The 18,124-nt window shown below is 39.4% G+C and carries 17 protein-coding genes and 1 tRNA gene; 3 read left to right on the plus strand and 15 right to left on the minus strand.

All coding sequences use genetic code 11. From position 1 onward, the window contains the following. Nucleotides 1-67: 67 nt before the first annotated feature. The gene (locus ABVZ64_RS08725) at nucleotides 68-2,905 is read right to left on the minus strand and encodes an FtsK/SpoIIIE family DNA translocase (protein WP_352400625.1); all 2,838 of its coding nucleotides are present in this window, start codon (nucleotides 2,903-2,905) and stop codon (nucleotides 68-70) included. A 196-nt stretch (nucleotides 2,906-3,101) separates the two neighbouring features. Here ABVZ64_RS08725 and ABVZ64_RS08730 point away from each other — a divergent pair, with 196 nt between their 5' ends. Continuing rightward, entirely contained in the window at nucleotides 3,102-3,680 is a 579-nt protein-coding gene (locus tag ABVZ64_RS08730) for a ferredoxin domain-containing protein (protein ID WP_352400626.1), read from the plus strand. A gap of 81 nt (nucleotides 3,681-3,761) precedes the next feature. On the opposite strand, the gene ABVZ64_RS08735 is transcribed toward ABVZ64_RS08730, so the two are convergent. The 11 genes from ABVZ64_RS08735 to ABVZ64_RS08785 all read right to left on the minus strand — a co-directional run bounded on the left by ABVZ64_RS08735 (nucleotide 3,762) and on the right by ABVZ64_RS08785 (nucleotide 13,694). Further along, nucleotides 3,762-4,259, minus strand: a complete 498-nt coding sequence (locus ABVZ64_RS08735) for a GNAT family N-acetyltransferase (protein WP_352400627.1) — start codon at nucleotides 4,257-4,259, stop codon at nucleotides 3,762-3,764. Beyond that, nucleotides 4,240-5,178: an EamA family transporter gene (locus ABVZ64_RS08740; protein ID WP_352400628.1), complete on the minus strand. Its 939-nt coding sequence runs from the start codon at nucleotides 5,176-5,178 to the stop codon at nucleotides 4,240-4,242. Before ABVZ64_RS08740 ends, ABVZ64_RS08735 begins: the two co-directional genes overlap by 20 nt. Before the next feature lie 373 nt (nucleotides 5,179-5,551). Next, the gene (ilvA, locus tag ABVZ64_RS08745) at nucleotides 5,552-6,745 is read right to left on the minus strand and encodes a threonine ammonia-lyase (RefSeq protein ID WP_352400629.1); all 1,194 of its coding nucleotides are present in this window, start codon (nucleotides 6,743-6,745) and stop codon (nucleotides 5,552-5,554) included. 387 nt (nucleotides 6,746-7,132) lie between these two features. Next, nucleotides 7,133-8,428, minus strand: a complete 1,296-nt coding sequence (clpX, locus tag ABVZ64_RS08750; RefSeq protein WP_352400630.1) for an ATP-dependent Clp protease ATP-binding subunit ClpX — start codon at nucleotides 8,426-8,428, stop codon at nucleotides 7,133-7,135. A gap of 2 nt (nucleotides 8,429-8,430) precedes the next feature. Continuing rightward, on the minus strand, nucleotides 8,431-9,030 hold the full coding sequence (gene clpP / locus ABVZ64_RS08755) for an ATP-dependent Clp endopeptidase proteolytic subunit ClpP (protein ID WP_352400631.1): 600 nt from the start codon (nucleotides 9,028-9,030) through the stop codon (nucleotides 8,431-8,433). Nucleotides 9,031-9,129: 99 nt separating this feature from the next. After that, a complete protein-coding gene (tig, locus tag ABVZ64_RS08760) occupies nucleotides 9,130-10,431 on the minus strand; it encodes a trigger factor (protein WP_352400632.1) in 1,302 nt (433 codons plus the stop codon). A 177-nt stretch (nucleotides 10,432-10,608) separates the two neighbouring features. Next, nucleotides 10,609-10,890: a DUF503 domain-containing protein gene (locus tag ABVZ64_RS08765; protein ID WP_313529620.1), complete on the minus strand. Its 282-nt coding sequence runs from the start codon at nucleotides 10,888-10,890 to the stop codon at nucleotides 10,609-10,611. Between the two features lie 15 nt (nucleotides 10,891-10,905). After that, nucleotides 10,906-11,805, minus strand: coding sequence for an SPL family radical SAM protein (locus ABVZ64_RS08770; protein ID WP_352400633.1), 900 nt, complete (start codon nucleotides 11,803-11,805; stop codon nucleotides 10,906-10,908). Beyond that, complete coding sequence (locus ABVZ64_RS08775; RefSeq protein ID WP_352400634.1) at nucleotides 11,792-12,244, minus strand: DUF1893 domain-containing protein; 453 nt, start codon at nucleotides 12,242-12,244, stop codon at nucleotides 11,792-11,794. The genes ABVZ64_RS08770 and ABVZ64_RS08775 overlap by 14 nt, the downstream gene beginning before the upstream one ends. A gap of 5 nt (nucleotides 12,245-12,249) precedes the next feature. Then, nucleotides 12,250-13,380, minus strand: coding sequence for an aldo/keto reductase (locus tag ABVZ64_RS08780; RefSeq protein WP_352400635.1), 1,131 nt, complete (start codon nucleotides 13,378-13,380; stop codon nucleotides 12,250-12,252). A gap of 242 nt (nucleotides 13,381-13,622) precedes the next feature. Further along, a tRNA-Gly gene (locus ABVZ64_RS08785) sits at nucleotides 13,623-13,694 on the minus strand. A gap of 291 nt (nucleotides 13,695-13,985) precedes the next feature. Between ABVZ64_RS08785 and ABVZ64_RS08790 the strand changes: the two genes are divergently transcribed. After that, the gene (locus tag ABVZ64_RS08790) at nucleotides 13,986-14,672 is read left to right on the plus strand and encodes a TIGR00266 family protein (protein ID WP_352400636.1); all 687 of its coding nucleotides are present in this window, start codon (nucleotides 13,986-13,988) and stop codon (nucleotides 14,670-14,672) included. A gap of 195 nt (nucleotides 14,673-14,867) precedes the next feature. Then, nucleotides 14,868-15,671 carry a CAP domain-containing protein gene (locus ABVZ64_RS08795; protein ID WP_352400637.1) on the plus strand — a complete coding sequence of 268 codons (804 nt, stop codon included), beginning with the start codon at nucleotides 14,868-14,870 and terminating at the stop codon, nucleotides 15,669-15,671. 35 nt (nucleotides 15,672-15,706) lie between these two features. Here the strand turns inward: ABVZ64_RS08795 and ABVZ64_RS08800 are convergent, their stop codons facing one another. From ABVZ64_RS08800 to ABVZ64_RS08810, 3 genes are read right to left on the minus strand one after another with little or no spacing between them, the layout of a single operon-like run. Next, a complete protein-coding gene (locus ABVZ64_RS08800; RefSeq protein WP_352400638.1) occupies nucleotides 15,707-15,844 on the minus strand; it encodes a hypothetical protein in 138 nt (45 codons plus the stop codon). 12 nt (nucleotides 15,845-15,856) lie between these two features. Next, the gene (gene feoB / locus ABVZ64_RS08805; RefSeq protein WP_352400639.1) at nucleotides 15,857-17,863 is read right to left on the minus strand and encodes a ferrous iron transport protein B; all 2,007 of its coding nucleotides are present in this window, start codon (nucleotides 17,861-17,863) and stop codon (nucleotides 15,857-15,859) included. Continuing rightward, nucleotides 17,860-18,099 (minus strand): FeoA family protein, encoded by a 240-nt coding sequence (locus ABVZ64_RS08810; RefSeq protein WP_352400640.1) that lies wholly within the window; start codon nucleotides 18,097-18,099, stop codon nucleotides 17,860-17,862. The genes feoB and ABVZ64_RS08810 overlap by 4 nt, the downstream gene beginning before the upstream one ends. Nucleotides 18,100-18,124: the final 25 nt, after the last annotated feature.

Here is an 18,124-nt window from a genome sequence, read left to right on the forward strand (position 1 = left end):
TACTAGGTGTCTTTTCATTCATAGCGAATAAAAAGGCTTTTATTCCATACAAGAAATAAAATTATTACTAAATTTCATCTTCTATGGGTTCTTTCATTGCCTCCCATTGCCCACGGGAAATAAGTACTTTTCTTGGTTTGCTGCCATCTTCGGGGCCAACCAATCCTTTGCGCTCCAGTTCATCCATAAGCCTTGCCGCACGGTTATAGCCAATTCTAAACTGTCGTTGCAGCATAGAGACAGATGCCTTTTCTTTTTCAATAATTAAGTCCACTGCCTGCTCGAAAAACTCATCGCTATCTTCTCCTGCATCCATTCCAGCCTTTTCTACTTTTGTGATTTGGTCTATGGTCTCTTGCGTATAGCCAGGGTGTCCACTTTTTCTAAGAAAGGCTACAATATCTTCTACTTCTTTATCTGTTACAAATGCGCCTTGCAATCGGGATGGTTTGCTTTGTCCCGAAGGATAGAAAAGCATATCCCCCTTCCCTAACAACTTTTCCGCACCCACCATATCTAAAATAGTTCTTGAGTCGATGCCAGAAGAAACTGCAAATGCCAAACGAGAAGGAATATTGGCCTTAATGACACCCGTAATAACATCTACCGATGGTCTTTGGGTGGCAATAATTAAGTGCATACCTGCCGCACGAGCCATCTGTGCCAATCGGCAAATTGCATCCTCTACCTCACCAGGAGCTGCCATCATTAAGTCAGCTAACTCGTCAATGACAATTACAATTTGAGCCATCTTCCCTTTCTCATCCCCCGCATCCTGTTTCATTGCATTAAAGCCTTTGATATCTCTAACACCACAAGCTGCAAAATCGTTGTATCTTTGCAACATTTCTCGCACTGCCCAGTTTAAAGCTGCAGATGCTTTTTTGGGATCCGTTACAACTGGAATGAGTAAATGAGGGATTCCATTGTACACGCTAAGCTCCACTACCTTTGGATCAACCAGTAAGAGCTTTACCTCTTTTGGATCGGCTTTGTACAGGATACTGGTTATTAACGTATTAATACAAACACTCTTACCACTACCTGTTGCCCCAGCAATTAATAAATGGGGCATTTTAGAAATATCTGTTACCACAGGGTTCCCTGCAATATCTTCCCCTAAAGCAAAGGCTAATTTTGATGAATGCTTATGAAAAGCTTCACTATCTAATACCGTCCTTAAATAAACAGATTGCGTTTCCCGATTTGGCACCTCGATACCTACTGCCGCCTTACCAGGGATAGGGGCTTCAATTCGTATGCCACTTGCCGCTAAGTTCAGAGCAATATCATCAGCCAGATTTACAATTTTACTAACCTTTACACCCTGACTAGGAGATAACTCATATCGGGTAACCGTAGGGCCTTTGTTAATTTGAATTACTTTTGCATCTACTCCAAAGCTTTTTAGTGTGGACTCTAACTTTCTGGCATTGGCTAACATCTCTGCCTTGGAATCTCCCCCCCCCGTTTTAGGGTCTTCACCCAATAACTCAATTGGAGGGAACACATATGGTATTTCCTCCTCTACAGGTGTATCTATAACCCCTTGGGCTTTGTCCTCATCAGCTGAAGCCACCTCCGGCTTCTCAGTCCCCTGAGAAACGTCTTCCACAGTGCCTACCTCCCCGGTTTCATCGATACCCTCAGTGGTTGCCCCATCGTCCAAACTGCCGATTGGAATATCTTCATCTTCACCCTGAGGCCCGTCTATTAGGTTAATGGCATTTTCCTCTGTACAATCTTCTTCTGCAACTCCCAAGTATTTCTCCACTTCCCTATTTTCTTCTTCTTCTGCAACCTCCCTGAAGATATCTTCAATCAGTTGTTCATCCTCATCCAAAACCCCTTTGGCATGCATAATGACAGGTATATCCTCTTTAAAATTCTCTGTCTTTGGCAATGTCTCAATTTCAAAATCTGAAGATGAGGCCTCTGCAATAGGCTCTACTACATCTTCATAATCATCCATGGTAAAATTATAAATGGGAGTTGCTTTCTTATATTTTGTTGGCTCTTTCTTGCGGAATACCGTTTCTGCAATCACCGGTGCTTCCACAGGTAGCCCTTCTTCTTCATTTAGTTTAATATTATAGTTAACTTTTTTCCTAGCCTTCTCTCGACGGCGCTCCAATTTCACAGCCTCTGCCATTTCCATTTGTCGAATTTGCTCAGCCTTACTTTTAATTTTTTCATTTCTAATTTTTTGATTTGCTTTACGATGGGAAGAATAGTCTCCAAGCGCCTGAAAAAAAGATTTCCCCGTAGCCATAATCACAGAAACGATCAATAGCGCAATCAGTACCAAGGTACTACCAAGGGTATCCAGGGCACGATATAACAAACCTCCAAACACACCGCCAAAAAAGCCACCATTCAATAAGGTACCTTCACCATAGTATGCCCCTATTTTTCCAAAGAAACTTAAGTTGGCAGTTGTCTCAATGGGGTTAATCAATTGCATACCAGAAGAAACACAGAGTAAAAATAAAAGACCTCCCATTGCACGAACCAATGGCATTTTCCTCTCACTACTGGCCAATAACCAAGCACAATATGCAATAATAAGCAATGGTAATAATGCCCCTGAAAGTCCAAAAAGCCCTTTAAAAAGTCCATTGAACATAAGGCCGATAACTCCCATTTTTTCTGTAATTAAGCTAATTTCAGCTACAATAGCAACCAGTATTATAATAATCAGAATGACCTCATCCAAAATACTATCCCCAAAACGGCTGGTCTGAGTCATTACCTTTGTGGACGCCTTTTGAGGCACCTTCTTCGAATTAGGTTTTCCCGTTCCATTATTTTTTGTTGTACTTTTTTTCACGGCAGGAGATTTAGCGGTAGGCTTAGAAGCACCCTTTGCACCACTCTTTTTTGTTGTCTTTTTCTGTTCTTCCAAACTTCTCACCCCATCTATCTTTTGAATCAAAGAATCTTACTTGTATTTGCCTTAATATAAAATTATACCATAAATATGCAATTTACGCATCTTTTTTTCACAATCACATTTTCTATTGTCTCCTTGCCAGGGTTATAGATAATACTGTATAATATGAGGGATTCATGTCTACAAAAGGATTAAGGAGGAACTTAAGATGAAATACAGTGGAGAAAAGATTCAATTAAGAGCAATCGAAACAGTTGCATCCCTCATGATTGCAGCGGCAAAGACTGCACCCAAGGGATGTGGCAGAGATAGCATGGAAACAATTATTATTGATGGTGCTGACAAGGATGCCCTCTCTGCACAAATGAGAAAAATCGGTGAAGAAACCAGGCAACCTTTCTATATTAGAGATGCAGAAAACGTTGACTTGTCCGCATGTGTTGTTCTTTTTGGTGCACAGGAAACTTACCGCGGTCTACCATTTTGTGGTTACTGCGGAGCAGGTGATTGCTTTGGAGCTAATAAAAGTGGCACCCATTGTGCTTTTGCCGTTGGTGACTTAGGCATTGCCATGGGTTCTGCTGTCTCTGTTGCAGCTGCACACCATATTGACAACCGCATTATGTTTTCCGCCGGAAAAGCCGCATTAGCCTTAGGCCTTTTTTCCGAAAAAGTATTCTTAGCCTATGGTGTGCCTCTTTCTGTTTCTGAAAAGAGCCCTTATTTTGATCGTCCTGCAACTGCTCCGGCTTCATCCGCTGCCACACCTGGATGTAACGCCAAATAAATAAAAATACCCCTTCGTTAGATTTTTTTCTAACAAAGGGGTTCCTTTCAAAATTAGGGGAATTTCCTGTTTTAGCAGCTCTCAAGGATTTAAAACCATTTCCAGGCAGTTCCACTCTTGCTCTTTAACTTTATATTTTATCACACTCTCCTGATCTTGCACAAATCCCAAAGACTCATAGCATTTTTTCGCAACAGCATTCTGTTCAAACACACCCAAAGTGACTCGGTTTGCCTCCAAAAACAGCCTCGCATACGCAATTCCCAAGGAAACTAACTCTTTTCCAAGACCCTGACCTCTTCTATTAACATCTACCAGCACAAAGCCTAGGCGTACAACTCTCTTTTTCTCATCCACAAAGCGCATTGAAATATGACCCATGACACCCAGTTCATCCTCAGCAGTCATACCCCAATAGGAAGTGTTGTTTTGTAACGCCTCATAAAATTCAATTATCTTTTTTTCAGAAAGAGGGTACTCACCAAAAAGTCCTGCACACCATTGATAATAAGCTGTTTCATCCTTGATCCAACCCACAATATGTTTTGCGTCCTCATTCTTATAAGGTCTTAGCTTCATCCTTTTTCACTTCCTTATCCTTCACTTCTCTACCAGAGTAAAAAGACAATACATAAACTGTTCCCAAAACCAAGATAAATCCAACCAGCTCAATGGGATGAAATGCCGAACCTAAGAATACCAAGGAAACCACAATCGCTGTTACCGGCTCAATGCTACCCAAAAGGCTTCCCATAAATGGCCCCACCATACTCACCCCCTTTAAATATAGAGAGAATGCTACAGCAGTACCGATTACAACAACACCTAAAACAGCCCAAATTGTTTCTCTATCCCAAAGAATTTCATACTCCCAAGGACGCACAAGAACTGTCATGACAATACCGGCAATGAGCATACCAAACCCAACAACAACATATACACCGTATTTTTTCATTAGCCCACCGGAAAGAAGGTTATAAAGGGCAGCACATACTGCTGAACTTAACCCTAAAAACAATGCCATACCCGTTAGAGACATATTATGTATGTCTCCATGGGTACTTAGTAAAAATGTACCTAAAAGGGCCGAAATAATGGCTCCTACCTCTAACTTGCTTGGGTGACGAATTTCTTTTACACAAACCACCACCAGAATAACCAACGGGTTTAAGGATTGCAAAACCGTTGCTGTTCCTGCATTGGAATGTTCTATTGCCGCAAAATAAGTGTATTGACATAATAGCATCCCTAAAATTGAAAAAATTAGCAATTGTTTACGGTCCGCCTTGTCTTTAAAAACATTCCACATTTTATTTTTTTGTAATATGAGTCCCATTGCAATCAATAAAATCCCAGCATAAATAAGTCGTATTGTAACAAGCCACTCTGCTGTAACCCCTTTTTCCACAAAGAGATACTGCCCAAAGCAGCCTGAAATCCCCCAACAGATTCCACCACTTAGGGTAATCAAAATACCCGTTTTTTTCTTTCCTTCCATTCCCTTCCCTCCATAATCAAGTTAACTTATAGTATAGAGGTTCACCCTCAACTGTGCAACTAAAAAAACATCCTTTTGTCAAACAGAAGGATGTTTTTAAATGTTAGGTCAATTTTAATGATATACCAATCTCCTCTTTCCCACAAAGAGGCAGATTATCAGATTGTTCTGGAAATTAATAGTAGGTATTCTTCCTTAACATATTATCTTCCACAACCCTAGTTTATTATAAATATCTCTTTTTCCCCTTATTACAAACATGGTATATTCAGATGTATCTACTTTTTATTTGTGCCACCAAATGAATTTCGACAGCCATATCTCAGCGACAATAGCAAAAAACTCTTCAATACCTGTGAAATATCTCTTTTTATTACTTCACATCATAACCTTTAGAATTCAGCATTTTGATTAATTCTTCACAGTGTTCCTTATTTCTTGTTTCCACAGTGACATCAACCACACATTTACCAACGGCCACATTACGCACCATACGGTCATGATTTACATTAAAGATATTTGCGCCCTCTTCTGCAATAACCCCAAGTAAGCTTGTAAGCTGGCCCGGTTTATCCATCATTGTTACAGAGAACTTTGTTAAACGTCCATTTACCTGCAAGCCTTTATCAATAATACGGTCTAAAATATTGATATCCACATTGCCACCGGAAATAACGCAAACAGTCTTCTTGCCTTTAATGTCAGCCTTATTATGCATTGCAGCCGCAACAGAAACAGCACCTGCGCCTTCTGCAACCATTTTGTGTTTTTCCAAAAGTAGAAGAATGGCAGAGGCAATTTCTTCCTCCGTAACCGTAACAATGCCATCCACATACTTCTGGCACATTTCAAAAGTCTTATCACCTGGCTGCTTTACAGCGATACCATCAGCAACAGTGCTAACTTCTGGCAGTGTCTCAATTTTGCCACCACGAATGGAGTTATACATGGATGGAGCACCTGCAGCCTGCACACCGTAGACTTTGCAGCTTGGCTTCAAAGACTTAATCGCACAAGCAACACCGCTAATTAATCCGCCGCCACCGATAGGAACTAAAACAACTTCTGCATCTTCCAAACGCTCCAAAATCTCAAGACCGACCGTTCCTTGCCCTGCCATTACATAGTCATCATTGAAAGGGTGTAAAAAGGTATATCCTTTTTCATCTCTTAATTCTGCCGCTTTTGCGGCCGCATCATCATAAACTCCTGGAACCAAAACCACTTCTGCTCCGTAGCTTCTCGTTGCTTCCACTTTTGCCAATGGTGCTCCAGCAGGCATACAAATAACAGCAGGAATTCCCTCTTTCTGTGCTGCTAAAGCAACGCCCTGAGCATGGTTACCAGCAGAACAGGCCACAACACCATGTTTCGCTTCTTCCTGTGTTAAGTTAACGGTTTTATAATAGGCACCTCTTAATTTGAAGGAACCTGTTACCTGCATATTTTCACACTTAATGTAAACATCAGCATCTGGATTAATGAATTTTGACTGAAACAAAGGTGTAACCGTTGCTACGCCCTCTAAAACCTTTTTTGCATCTTGGATCATTTCTAAAGATAACATAATATGCTCACTCCTGCGTCTTTAATATATGGACATATGTTTATTTTTGTCTATCTCTCAAATACAAATTAATTATATGTCTCATTTTTCACAACGTCAACCTATTTCATAATATTTTTCCGTTATTTTATGTTTTTGTGATAATTGCTATTCATTCCATCTTTTATGCACATTATTCCGCAGAAAAAAAACAAATCCTTCATGTTCTATGTAGTTATGCATAAAAAATACTTTACCAATTCCCCACAATTTCAACTTAAAAACGTTTTTTGGATAAACATTTTTGCTAAAAATAAGAAAAAAACCGCTTTATCAATAAGAAAACCTCTATGAAAAATAATCATAGAGGTTCGATTTCCTTTTTATATGACTGCAATTCCCAATTCTTTAGGAAGCATTCACCTTTCTTGTTGGTTTGCGCTTACGCATACGCTGTAAAGGTTGTCTATTCTCGTTGTAAACATAGGTAGGTTCTTCCTTACCATCTACAACGCCCTGGGTGATGATACATTTTTCTACCGTTGCTTCTGCTGGAATCTGGTACATAATTGGATTAATGAATTCTTCCATGATTGCTCGCAGTCCTCTGGCTCCCGTTGCTCTTTCCATTGCTTTTTTTGCGATAGAAAGAAGTGCATCTTGTTCAAATTCTAAGATTACATCGTCCAATGCAAACAAATACTCATACTGCTTTGTTAATGCATTTTTAGGTTCTGTTAAAATATGGATAAACGCATCTTCATCCAGATTATCCAACGTTACCACAACAGGTAAACGTCCAATAAATTCTGGTATCAACCCATACTTCAACAAGTCCTGAGGCATTAACGAACGTAGAATCTCGTCATTTGTCTTGTCCAGCTTGCTATGCACCTCAGCGCCAAAGCCGATTACTTTGTGACCCATACGGTTTTCGATGATTTTTTCTATACCACCAAAAGCACCACCACAAATAAACAAAATATTTGTTGTATCGATCTGAATAAATTCCTGATGAGGATGCTTTCTACCACCCTGCGGTGGCACACTTGCTGTTGTACCTTCCAAAATTTTTAGCAATGCCTGCTGAACGCCTTCACCGCTTACATCCCTGGTTATTGATACATTTTCAGACTTTTTGGTAATTTTATCAATTTCGTCAATGTAGATAATACCTCTTTCTGCACGTTCAATGTCATAATCAGCTGCCTGAATCAACTTCAGAAGGATATTTTCCACATCCTCGCCAACATAGCCTGCTTCCGTTAAAGAGGTTGCATCTGCAATGGCAAAAGGAACATTTAAAACTTTAGCCAAAGTCTGTGCAAGTAAAGTTTTCCCGGTACCCGTAGGTCCCACTAAAAGAATATTGCTTTTTTGCAGTTCCACATCATCCGCCTTGGCATCCATGAAAATACGCTTATAGTGGTTATAAACCGCTACAGCCAGTGCCTGCTTCGCCTTATCCTGACCAATTACATATTGATCAAGGGTTTCCTTGATTTCTATGGGCTTGGGAACATTAAAATCTTCTTCTTTATTTGCTAAAACATCATACTCTTCATCCATAATATCGGCACAAAGATCGATACATTCATCACAAATGTATACATTCGGCCCAGCAATCAGTTTTTTCACCTGTTCCTGAGCCTTCCCGCAGAAGGAACAACGCAATTTGTTCATATCTTCTGTTTTTCCTGCCATATTTAGCCTCTCTCCTTTGTCTGAGGTTTGGTGATTACATCATCAATAAGGCCATAGGCCTTCGCTTCCTCAGCCGTCATAAAATTATCTCTCTCGGTATCCATTTCGATTACATCTACTGATTTACCCGTGTTTGCTGCTAAAATTTCATTTAATTTTCTTTTTGTCCGCAGGATATTTTCGGCGTGAATATGGATATCCGTTGCCTGCCCTCTTGCACCACCACTAGGCTGGTGAATCATAACCTCTGCATTGGGTAGTGCATATCTTTTACCCTTTGCACCACCGGCTAAAAGAAAAGCCCCCATACTTGCCGCCATACCAATACAAATAGTTGATACATCAGGTTTGATGTATTGCATTGTATCATAAATAGCTAGCCCTGCAGTTACAGAGCCACCGGGGCTGTTGATATAAAGGCTAATGTCTTTATCAGGGTCTTCCGCTGCTAAAAATAACAGCTGAGCTACGACAAGGCTGGCAGTAACGTCATTTACTTCTTCGCCCAGAAAAATAATTCTGTCTTTTAACAGTCTGGAATAAATATCATAAGAACGTTCTCCACGGTTTGTTTGTTCTACTACCATAGGCACTAAACTCATATGAACTCCCTCCATTCCAATTTATTTTAATTACTTGAAACACCTTAACTCTATAAAGTTAAAATTAGGCACAGGAATCCTGTGCCTAATTGGTTGGTCTTATTCAGCCTTAGGCTCTGTTAATTCAGCTGTTTCTTCAATCAGCTTCATCGCTGCTCTAACAAGCATATCATTTTCCAGTGCCTCTTTGTCTTCTTCTCTGAACATTTCCAGCATAGTTTTTCCATCGATACCATAGCTTTCGCCATATTTGCAGATTTCAGCTTCCAGATCTTCCTGAGAAATAGTTAAGCTTTCTTCTTTTGCAATTGCTTCAAGCATTAATCTGGCGTCAACACTTTTTACGCTAGTGTCCTTGAAGTTTTCTCTCATTTCTTCTGGTGTTGTACCCATGTACTGGCAATAAATATCTAAGCTTAAGCCTTGACGAGTGATGTTTTCTTCAAACTCTCTCATCATGCTGTCAATTTTATTGTCATACATAACCTGAGGAACTTCCATTTCACAGTTTGCAACTGCTACATCCAAAAGTTTATCGCCCTGAATCTGACTTGCTTTTTCTGCTTTCTCCTTTGCAAGCTTTTCCAGAATGCTAGCTTTATATTCATCCAAAGTGGAAAATTCAGAAACATCTTCTGCAAATGCATCATCCAACTCAGGCAATTCTTTCTTTGTAATCCCCTTAATTTCAATTGCAAAAACTGCATCCTTGCCAGCCAATTCTTCAGAATGGTACTGTTCGGGGAATTTGACGTTAATATCAAATTTTTCTCCCAATGTATGGCCTACAACCTGCTCTTCAAAACCAGGAATGAACATACCACTGCCCAATTCTAATTCGTGCTCATCAGCCTTGCCGCCTTCAAAAGGAACGCCGTCAACAGAACCTTCGTAGCTCATTTTTACTACATCGCCCATTTCTGCTGCTCTGTCTGTAACTTCTACTGTTCTAGCGTTCTTTGTCTGAACCTTTTGCAACTCAGCCAACACTTCTTCTTCAGTTACTTCAGATACTACCTTTTCAACGGAAAGGCCTTTGTACTGTCCTAATTTAACTTCTGGTTTCACAGTTACATCAATAAGGAACTTCGCACCTTTGCCTGTTTCGATAAAATCCACATCCAATGTGGGTGTGGAAACTACATCCAAGCCTAATTCCTTAACAGCTGCCATATATTCTTCGGGGAAAATGTGGTTTACTGCATCTTCATAGAAGAAGCTTTCACCATACTGTGCCTCGATCAACTTTCTGGGTACTTTACCCTTTCTAAAACCAGGGATAGAAATCTGATTTTTATGCTTGTTATAAGCAAAAGCCATACCTTTTTCCAATACTTCTGCACTAACTTCAAAAGAAAACTTTACTTCTGTTTTTTCCTTGCTCAACAATGTTGCGTTCATGTTTGAAGCTCCTCCTTAAAATATGTTTCTATGACAACCAAGCTTATCTTAAGTTAAACTGTCGCCACTCAAATGTCAGTTTTAAAACCGCACAATCAAAGGTTATTATAACACACGGTATTTTGAAAATCTACTGTTAAATGTAAAAAAAACCACTGTTTCAGCCAAAAATCCTCCCTAAAACACATCAATTTCCGTGGAAATCATTTCTGCTTCCGTGTTTTGTTCCATAAACCGTAGGATATGCTGTATCATACTGTCAGCATGCCGTTTTTCATTGGTAACACAAGCAAAACCAATGACAATCGTTTTATGTTCGTCTTGACAATCTACTTCGGCCACAGAGACATTAAATTTGTGTTTGGTTTTATCAACAAGGCTTTTCACTACCATACGTTTTTCTTTTAGTGATGAAACCCAATCTGCATAAAACGTAACTTCACAAGTACCGATAATCATAGAATTCCCCCTTTCTTATGTATCAAAAAGAGTAAGCTGAATAGGTTCATTTTTTCCAAAAACCTCTTTATCCAGTCTGCTTTTGTAGTCAGCGGAAATTTTATACTTTCGTCTTGCTTTACTTAGTCTTTGAAAAACAACCTTACGATAATCATTAACTTCACCCTTTTGATAAAGCCTATTATATTCTATAGACAAATGTGGATATTCTTTTTTTAAAAAATTATAAAAAACCTGCTTTGTTTCTCCTCTTAAGTATAAAAACCCAGCCAACAAATAATGAACCCCTGATTCCTTTGCCTGAGCAAACACTCGCTCTATATTTTCTTCCCCATCCGTTAAATAAGGCATTAACGGCATCATATGCACCGCCGTAGAGGCCTTGGTTTTTCCAAACTCCTTGAGCATAAAAAAACGACGTTCCGGGCTTACTGCACCCGGTTCTACTTTTCTTTGCAAGTACTCATCTGCTGTTGTAATTGTTGATGCAATATTCACATATGTTTTTCTTGATAATGCATCAATCAAATCAAAATCTCGTAAGATTAAGTCAGATTTGGTCGAAATGATAATAGGATTGTTATATTGAATCATTAGACGAAGTATTTCCGGCATTTGTTTCTCTACTGATTCCGCACTTTGGTAATTATCTGTAACCCCGCCTAAATTTATTACACTTCTATCCCACTTGGGGCTTCGAAGTTGTTTTTCCAATGCCTCCGCTATATTAGATTTCACAAAAATTTTTTGGTTAAAGCTACCCTTTTCCTGCAGATAGTTGTGGGAGTAACGAGCATAGCAGTATTTACAATCATGGCTGCATCCTCTATAAACATTTAAGTCCCAATGATAAGGGAAGCCTCCCTTTACCAACGTGCAAGCTGTTTTGCATTGAATGTGGCTACACCCCTGCATTTTCATTTCTCCCTGCTAATTGCACTAATTTATCTTGCAATTGTATAAAGGCAATTTCGGCATCTACTTCCTCTAAAACGGTTGCCTCCATGGGGCACATTCCATCCTTTGCACGATTGATAATAAATGGTACCATTTTATCATATTGAAATGGTATTCCATACTTTTTCAACACCTCAACTCCATGGCTACTAATAATGTGAGCATACAAATTGTTAATTTTCCCTTTTATCAACAACAATGCTGCAGCCTTTCCAATCACTTTATCTGCCACAGAGGCCCCTTCTAAAAATTTCGGTTCCACTTTCAGCAATTCCATAATGGGTGTAATTCCTTTTCTTGTTGAGGTACGTATTTCTCCTTGTGCTGAAACCACAGCAAAGGTTACTTGATCTTCAGCCAATGCAGCTTTGGCCTGTTCCATTTGTAACGTCACCATTATTCTCACTTCCACCTTTTCTCATTGATATCTGTCCACACTCGGGGCATATCCTCAGATATTTTTATCTTTTGGGGGCATTTTTCTTCACATAATTTGCACTGTATACAATGATTCGCCTTGGCTCTTTTTCCAACTCCGGCCCAACTAAATCGAATAGCCTCAAATTTTTGGTACATATGATATTTGTTCCAAATCTTAAAGTTTTCTGGTATATTTACCCCCTGAGGGCAGGGCATACAATAGCCACATCCTGTACATCTATTTTGTACCCTTCCTTGCAAAATCTCCCTAATTTCTTGAATAACTTGTTTTTCACTTTTAGTTAACGGCGCAAATGAGGCGAAAGTTTTTATGTTATCTCGAACCTGATCCATAGAGCTCATACCACTCAAAACCACCTTTACATTTGGCAATCCCCCAACATGCCGCAGTGCATAAGATGGGATAGACGCCAAATCATCAAGGGCCTTAAATTTGGCATTCATCTCCTCAGAGAAGCTAGCCAACGCACCTCCCCTAACCGGCTCCATCACAATAACAGGTATACCCAAATTTTCTGCAAGATAATAACCCTTTAACCCCGCTTGTTCCTCTATATCCATATAATTTAGCTGAATTTGGCAGAAATCCCAATTTCGATACCCAATAATTTTCTCAAAAACGTCGTATTCATCGTGAAAAGAGAAGCCAATATACCGTATCTTCCCTTCTTCACGCAATTCTTCTAAAATGGATAAAATGTCATATTTCAATACCACATCCCATTTTTTTCGATCCAATGTGTGCAGTAGATAAAAGTCTATATATTCTGTATTCAAGCGTTGCAATTGCTCTTCAACCACTTTTCGCGTTTCTTGTCTATTTTTTAAAATCCAAACGGGTAATTTTGTTGCCAAGAAATAAGATTGTCTGTCATGCTTTTTAAGTGCCTTACCCAGAAAAGTTTCGCTTTCGCCCTCATGATAAAAATAAGCCGTATCAATATAATTGACACCTTTAGCTAGAGCATAATCTATCATTGCCTGAGATTGCATCGCATCAATCATACCATTTTCTGTTACCGGAAAACGCATACATCCAAACCCCAATAATGAAGTCTCTACTCCTATATTATTTAGCTTTCTCTTTTCCATAATAACTCCCTTCTGCCCCTTCATAAGTATTTGGCATACAAAACTTCCATGGAAATCACAATAATTATCCTTTAATTCTGTCCCTTTACCCTATCATAATTTTTTATAAAATCATAGATATTTAGTATGTAAAAATAAAATTCTGTTAAGATCATCTCTTTTCTTATTGATTCTAGCTCCTAAACATTCAAAAAATTTATGCAATAAAAAAATCGATTTTGAATAATCAAAATCGATTTTAAAGCGCGAGACGAGATTCGAACTCGCGACCCTCGCCTTGGCAAGGCGATGCTCTACCACTGAGCCACTCGCGCATATCTAATTGCATAGATATAATATACTAAATTTTAAAGGTTGTCAATAATAATTTAAAAAAATATTGTGCATTCGACAACAAGCAACACCCCTTAATCATGATAAAGCTATTGAGCTAAAACATTTATATCAATTTTACCTAACCTTACATTGTTATATGCTATAATTAAACCCTAAAATTGTCATTTATTTGCCTTTAAAATGTTATTTATTTATAGTATATAAAAACGATACAAGGGGCAAGTAAAGTATTCTACTCATAACAGTTTTTTATTTAAGGAGGATTTTACATGAAATATGAAATTTTGGGCGAAACCTTACCCGTTGTTATCTGCAAGCTAGATGCAAATGAAACAATGATTACAGAAAAAGGTTCTATGGCGTGGATGTCTCCAAATATGCTGATGGATACGAACACAAATGGGGGAATCGGTAAAGCTTTTGGTCGAATGTTTTCTGGGGAGTCTTTTTTCCAGAATAAATACACTGCAAGTCAGGGTCCAGGGGTAATTGCCTTTGCCTCCAGTTTTCCAGGAAGCATCAAGGCCTTTGAAGTAGGTCCAAACAAAGAATACATCTTGCAAAAAAGTGCTTTTCTTGCAGGTGAATCAAGTGTACAGCTTTCTGTTCATTTTCATAAAAAAATTGGCTCTGGACTCTTTGGTGGGGAAGGTTTTATCCTACAAAAGGTATCTGGAAACGGCATCTTCTTTGCAGAATTTGATGGCCACACCGTTGAATATGATCTGCAAGTTGGACAACAAATTGTCATCGACAGCGGTTACTTGGCCGCCATGAGCACCACCTGTCAGATGGACATCCAAATGGTCCCTGGTATCAAAAATATGCTGTTTGGTGGCGAAGGACTTTTTAATACAGTTATCACAGGACCTGGTCATGTTTGGCTTCAAACCATGCCCATTAGTGCAGTTGCCGGAGTGTTAAGACCCTATTTCCCCTCCAGTTCATCCAACTAATTTACTATCAAAGTATAATATCTGCTAAAGAGTACCTTTTTTATAAGATTCTCATTAGATAATTGGAATATGTTACCTCTTTTATTCCGCAGAAGAATATGGTAAGATGTTTATGTAACATTTTTGTAACAATTACATAACATAAAAGAAATATTTCTGTAATTGTTTTAACTTAAATTTAAAGGAGGAACTAAAATGAAAAAATTCCGATTAATCTCAGCAGTTTCCGTTGCAGTATTGTCTATGTCTGTGCAGGCGATGGCTATGCCTCTAAGTGGAAATACAGCATCCTTGCAGTGTAAAAACGTTACCGCAGTGAAAAACTGCATCACAGCAAATTGCAGTAGCAATGGTAGCACAAGTAAGAGTTGCGTAAATTCACTGGATATCAACAGCATTTTAAAGGGTCTTAACGGCTCCAGTGTAAAACCCTCCATTACAATTCCAAATTTTAATTGCAATTTAAATGGCGGTTCTTGTGATAACGGTTCTTGTGATAACGGTTCTTGCGATAACGGTTCTTGCGATAACGGTTCCGGTAACGCAGGTTCCGGTAACACAGGCTCCGGCAATGCAGGTTCCGGTAACGCAGGTTCCGGTAACAACGGTAATACCTCCGAAGATACTTCTGCTTCCATCTCTGCTTATGCGCAGAAAGTGGTTGACTTAGTAAATGAAGAAAGAGCAAAACAGGGAATTAGCCCATTGGCAGTGGATGCAGACGTAATGAAAGCTGCCCAGATTAGAGCAAAAGAAATTCAGACCAGTTTCTCTCACACAAGACCTGATGGCAGAAGCTGTTTTACAGCCCTTGACGAAGCAGGTGCATCTTACAGAGGTGCTGGGGAAAATATTGCCCTTGGTCAAAAAACTCCCGAGCAGGTAGTAAACGCTTGGATGAACTCTGAAGGACACAGAAAAAATATTTTAAACTCCAATTTCAAATCCATCGGTGTTGGCGTTGACGGCACAGCATGGACACAGTTATTTACATACTAATTGAAACAAAAAGCAAAAAGTGAACCCTCTTGGGTTCACTTTTTTTTATCCTTTTTGCAGTGGGCGCAATTCCCAGAACAACCACAACAGCCGCCCTTCTTCTTCATTTGACGAATGGCTAAAATCAGACCCAATGCTATACATCCTAAAATAATAAAATCTGCAAAATTCATAGTTACAGCCCCTTATACAAATAAATGCAGTAATTGGTATACGCCAAAAGCTACAATCCAAGCAACCACACATTGTAGAAACGCGATTCCTGCTGCCAATACCCCTGAATTTAGCTCCCTTTTCACTGCTGCAACGGCAGCAACACAGGGTGTATATAACAATGTGAATACCAAAAAGCTGATGGCAGACATTGGGGTGAACAAGGTTGATAGGGCACCATTGAGCTGTGCCACCGTTGTTCCCAACAAAACGCTCATGGTGCTAATTACGGCTTCTTTTGCTGTGAACCCTGTAATAAGAGCAGTAGGAACTCTCCAATCAGTGAAGCCCAAAGGAACAAACAAAGGTGCTAAAACCTGACCAATTATAGCAAGCAAACTGTCAGCGCTATCAGTAACTATATTCAAATGGCTATCAAAACTTTGCAAGAACCAAATAATAATCGTGGCTACAAAAATCACAGTAAATGCCTTTTGCAAAAAGTCCTTTGCTTTATCCCACATCAGAAGGAGTACACTTTTGAGGGAAGGGAACCGATAATTCGGCAGTTCCATTACAAAAGGAATGGGCTTCCCCTCAAAAACTGTTTTTCCAAATAACAAAGCTACCAAGATACCAACTACAATCCCAGTCACATACAATCCAATCATTACGAATGCAGCGTACTTAGGAAAAAAAGCTGCTGTAAAAACCGCATAAATTGGTATTTTGGCAGAGCAACTCATGAAAGGTGTTAGCATGATGGTCATCTTCCTATCCCTTTGGGAAGAAAGAGTTCTGGTTGCCATAACAGCAGGTACCGTACAGCCAAAACCCATTAGTAATGGGACAATGCTTCGTCCAGAAAGTCCAATTTTTCTTAGGAGTTTATCCATCACAAAGGCGATACGTGCCATATATCCCGTATCCTCCAAAATAGACAGGAAAAAAAATAAAACAACGATAATAGGCAAAAAACTTAAAACACTGCCTACGCCCGCAAAGATACCATCAATTACTAGGCTATGTACAACGGGGTTAATCCCATAGGCAGCCAAGGCTCCATCCACCCAGGCCGTAGCGCCATCGATTAAAACAGACAAACCATCGCTTAAAACTGCCCCAAACACATTAAAGGTTAAGAAGAAAATTGTAAACATAATTCCAATGAAAATGGGAATTGCCAAGTATTTATGGGTTAATAAGCTATCGATTCGAACGCTTCGAATATGTTCTTTACTCTCCTGGCATTTGATCACCGTTGAGTCACATACTTTTTCAATAAAATCATAGCGCATATCTGCAAGGGCGGCGTTACGATCCATTGAAAGTTCTGTCTCCATTTCAATAATGCTATGTTCAATGAGTTCCAATTCATTTTGACTTAAATTTAGCCTTTGGATGATATCGGCATCATTTTCAATCACTTTTGTTGCGCTAAAGCGTAACGGAAGGCCTGCGTTTTCCGCATGATCCTCCAACTGATGGCATACGGAATGAATGCAACGATGGACAGGCCCCTGCGGGCAAAAATCCATTCTCTCAGGTAACTTCTTTTGCCTTATTTCTTTCAATGCGCAATTTAGTAATTCTTCTATACCCTCATTTTTTACGGCACTAATGGGAACAACGGGAATGCCTAATTGTTCTGACATCTTTTCCACATTTATAGTCCCGCCGTTATTACGCACCTCATCCATCATATTGAGGGCCAACACCATAGGAATTCTCATCTCCATCAACTGAAGGGTTAAATAAAGATTTCTTTCAATATTCGTTGCATCAACAATGTTAATAATGCCGTCTGGTTTTTCATTTAAAATAAAATCTCGTGTAACAATTTCTTCATTTGTATAAGGACGAATGGAGTAAATACCCGGTAGGTCTACTACCTTGCAGTCCCTATGACCCCTAATTTCTCCAACTTTCTGATCCACGGTTACACCAGGGAAGTTTCCCACATGCTGATTAGAACCTGTCAATTGGTTAAACAAAGTGGTTTTACCGCAGTTCTGATTTCCGGCTAAAGCAAATATCATTTTTTAGCCCCCTCAACCACTTGGATTTTTTGGGCATCTTCAATACGAATGGTAAGCGTATACCCTCTCACACGCAACTCTATAGGGTCGCCCATAGGTGCAACCTTTGTTACTATTATTTTCGTTTTAGGGATTAATCCCATATCTAAAAGTCGGCAGCGCAATACACCCTCGCCGCCAACTTCAGTAATTGTCGCTTCTTTGCCAATTGGCAACTCACTTAACATCATTTTCATCCCTCTATTCACCTAATTAATTAAG

The organism is Anaerotignum sp. (assembly GCF_040307045.1).
In the GTDB taxonomy this organism is placed as follows: domain Bacteria; phylum Bacillota; class Clostridia; order Lachnospirales; family Anaerotignaceae; genus Chakrabartyella.

Coding starts and splice junctions, on each gene's coding strand:
- ABVZ64_RS08775 (WP_352400634.1), bottom strand. CDS start 12,244: ATGGTGACGTTACAAATGGAACAGGCCAAAGCTGCATTGGCTGAAGAT.
- ABVZ64_RS08740 (WP_352400628.1), bottom strand. CDS start 5,178: ATGGAAGGAAAGAAAAAAACGGGTATTTTGATTACCCTAAGTGGTGGA.
- ABVZ64_RS08765 (WP_313529620.1), bottom strand. CDS start 10,890: ATGATTATCGGTACTTGTGAAGTTACGTTTTATGCAGATTGGGTTTCA.
- ABVZ64_RS08810 (WP_352400640.1), bottom strand. CDS start 18,099: ATGAAAATGATGTTAAGTGAGTTGCCAATTGGCAAAGAAGCGACAATT.
- ABVZ64_RS08735 (WP_352400627.1), bottom strand. CDS start 4,259: ATGAAGCTAAGACCTTATAAGAATGAGGACGCAAAACATATTGTGGGT.
- feoB (WP_352400639.1), bottom strand. CDS start 17,863: ATGATATTTGCTTTAGCCGGAAATCAGAACTGCGGTAAAACCACTTTG.
- ilvA (WP_352400629.1), bottom strand. CDS start 6,745: ATGTTATCTTTAGAAATGATCCAAGATGCAAAAAAGGTTTTAGAGGGC.
- ABVZ64_RS08770 (WP_352400633.1), bottom strand. CDS start 11,805: ATGCAGGGGTGTAGCCACATTCAATGCAAAACAGCTTGCACGTTGGTA.
- clpP (WP_352400631.1), bottom strand. CDS start 9,030: ATGAGTTTAGTGCCTATGGTAGTAGAACAAACAAACCGTGGAGAACGT.
- ABVZ64_RS08730 (WP_352400626.1), top strand. CDS start 3,102: ATGAAATACAGTGGAGAAAAGATTCAATTAAGAGCAATCGAAACAGTT.
- ABVZ64_RS08800 (WP_352400638.1), bottom strand. CDS start 15,844: ATGAATTTTGCAGATTTTATTATTTTAGGATGTATAGCATTGGGTCTG.
- ABVZ64_RS08790 (WP_352400636.1), top strand. CDS start 13,986: ATGAAATATGAAATTTTGGGCGAAACCTTACCCGTTGTTATCTGCAAG.
- ABVZ64_RS08795 (WP_352400637.1), top strand. CDS start 14,868: ATGAAAAAATTCCGATTAATCTCAGCAGTTTCCGTTGCAGTATTGTCT.
- ABVZ64_RS08780 (WP_352400635.1), bottom strand. CDS start 13,380: ATGGAAAAGAGAAAGCTAAATAATATAGGAGTAGAGACTTCATTATTG.
- tig (WP_352400632.1), bottom strand. CDS start 10,431: ATGAACGCAACATTGTTGAGCAAGGAAAAAACAGAAGTAAAGTTTTCT.
- clpX (WP_352400630.1), bottom strand. CDS start 8,428: ATGGCAGGAAAAACAGAAGATATGAACAAATTGCGTTGTTCCTTCTGC.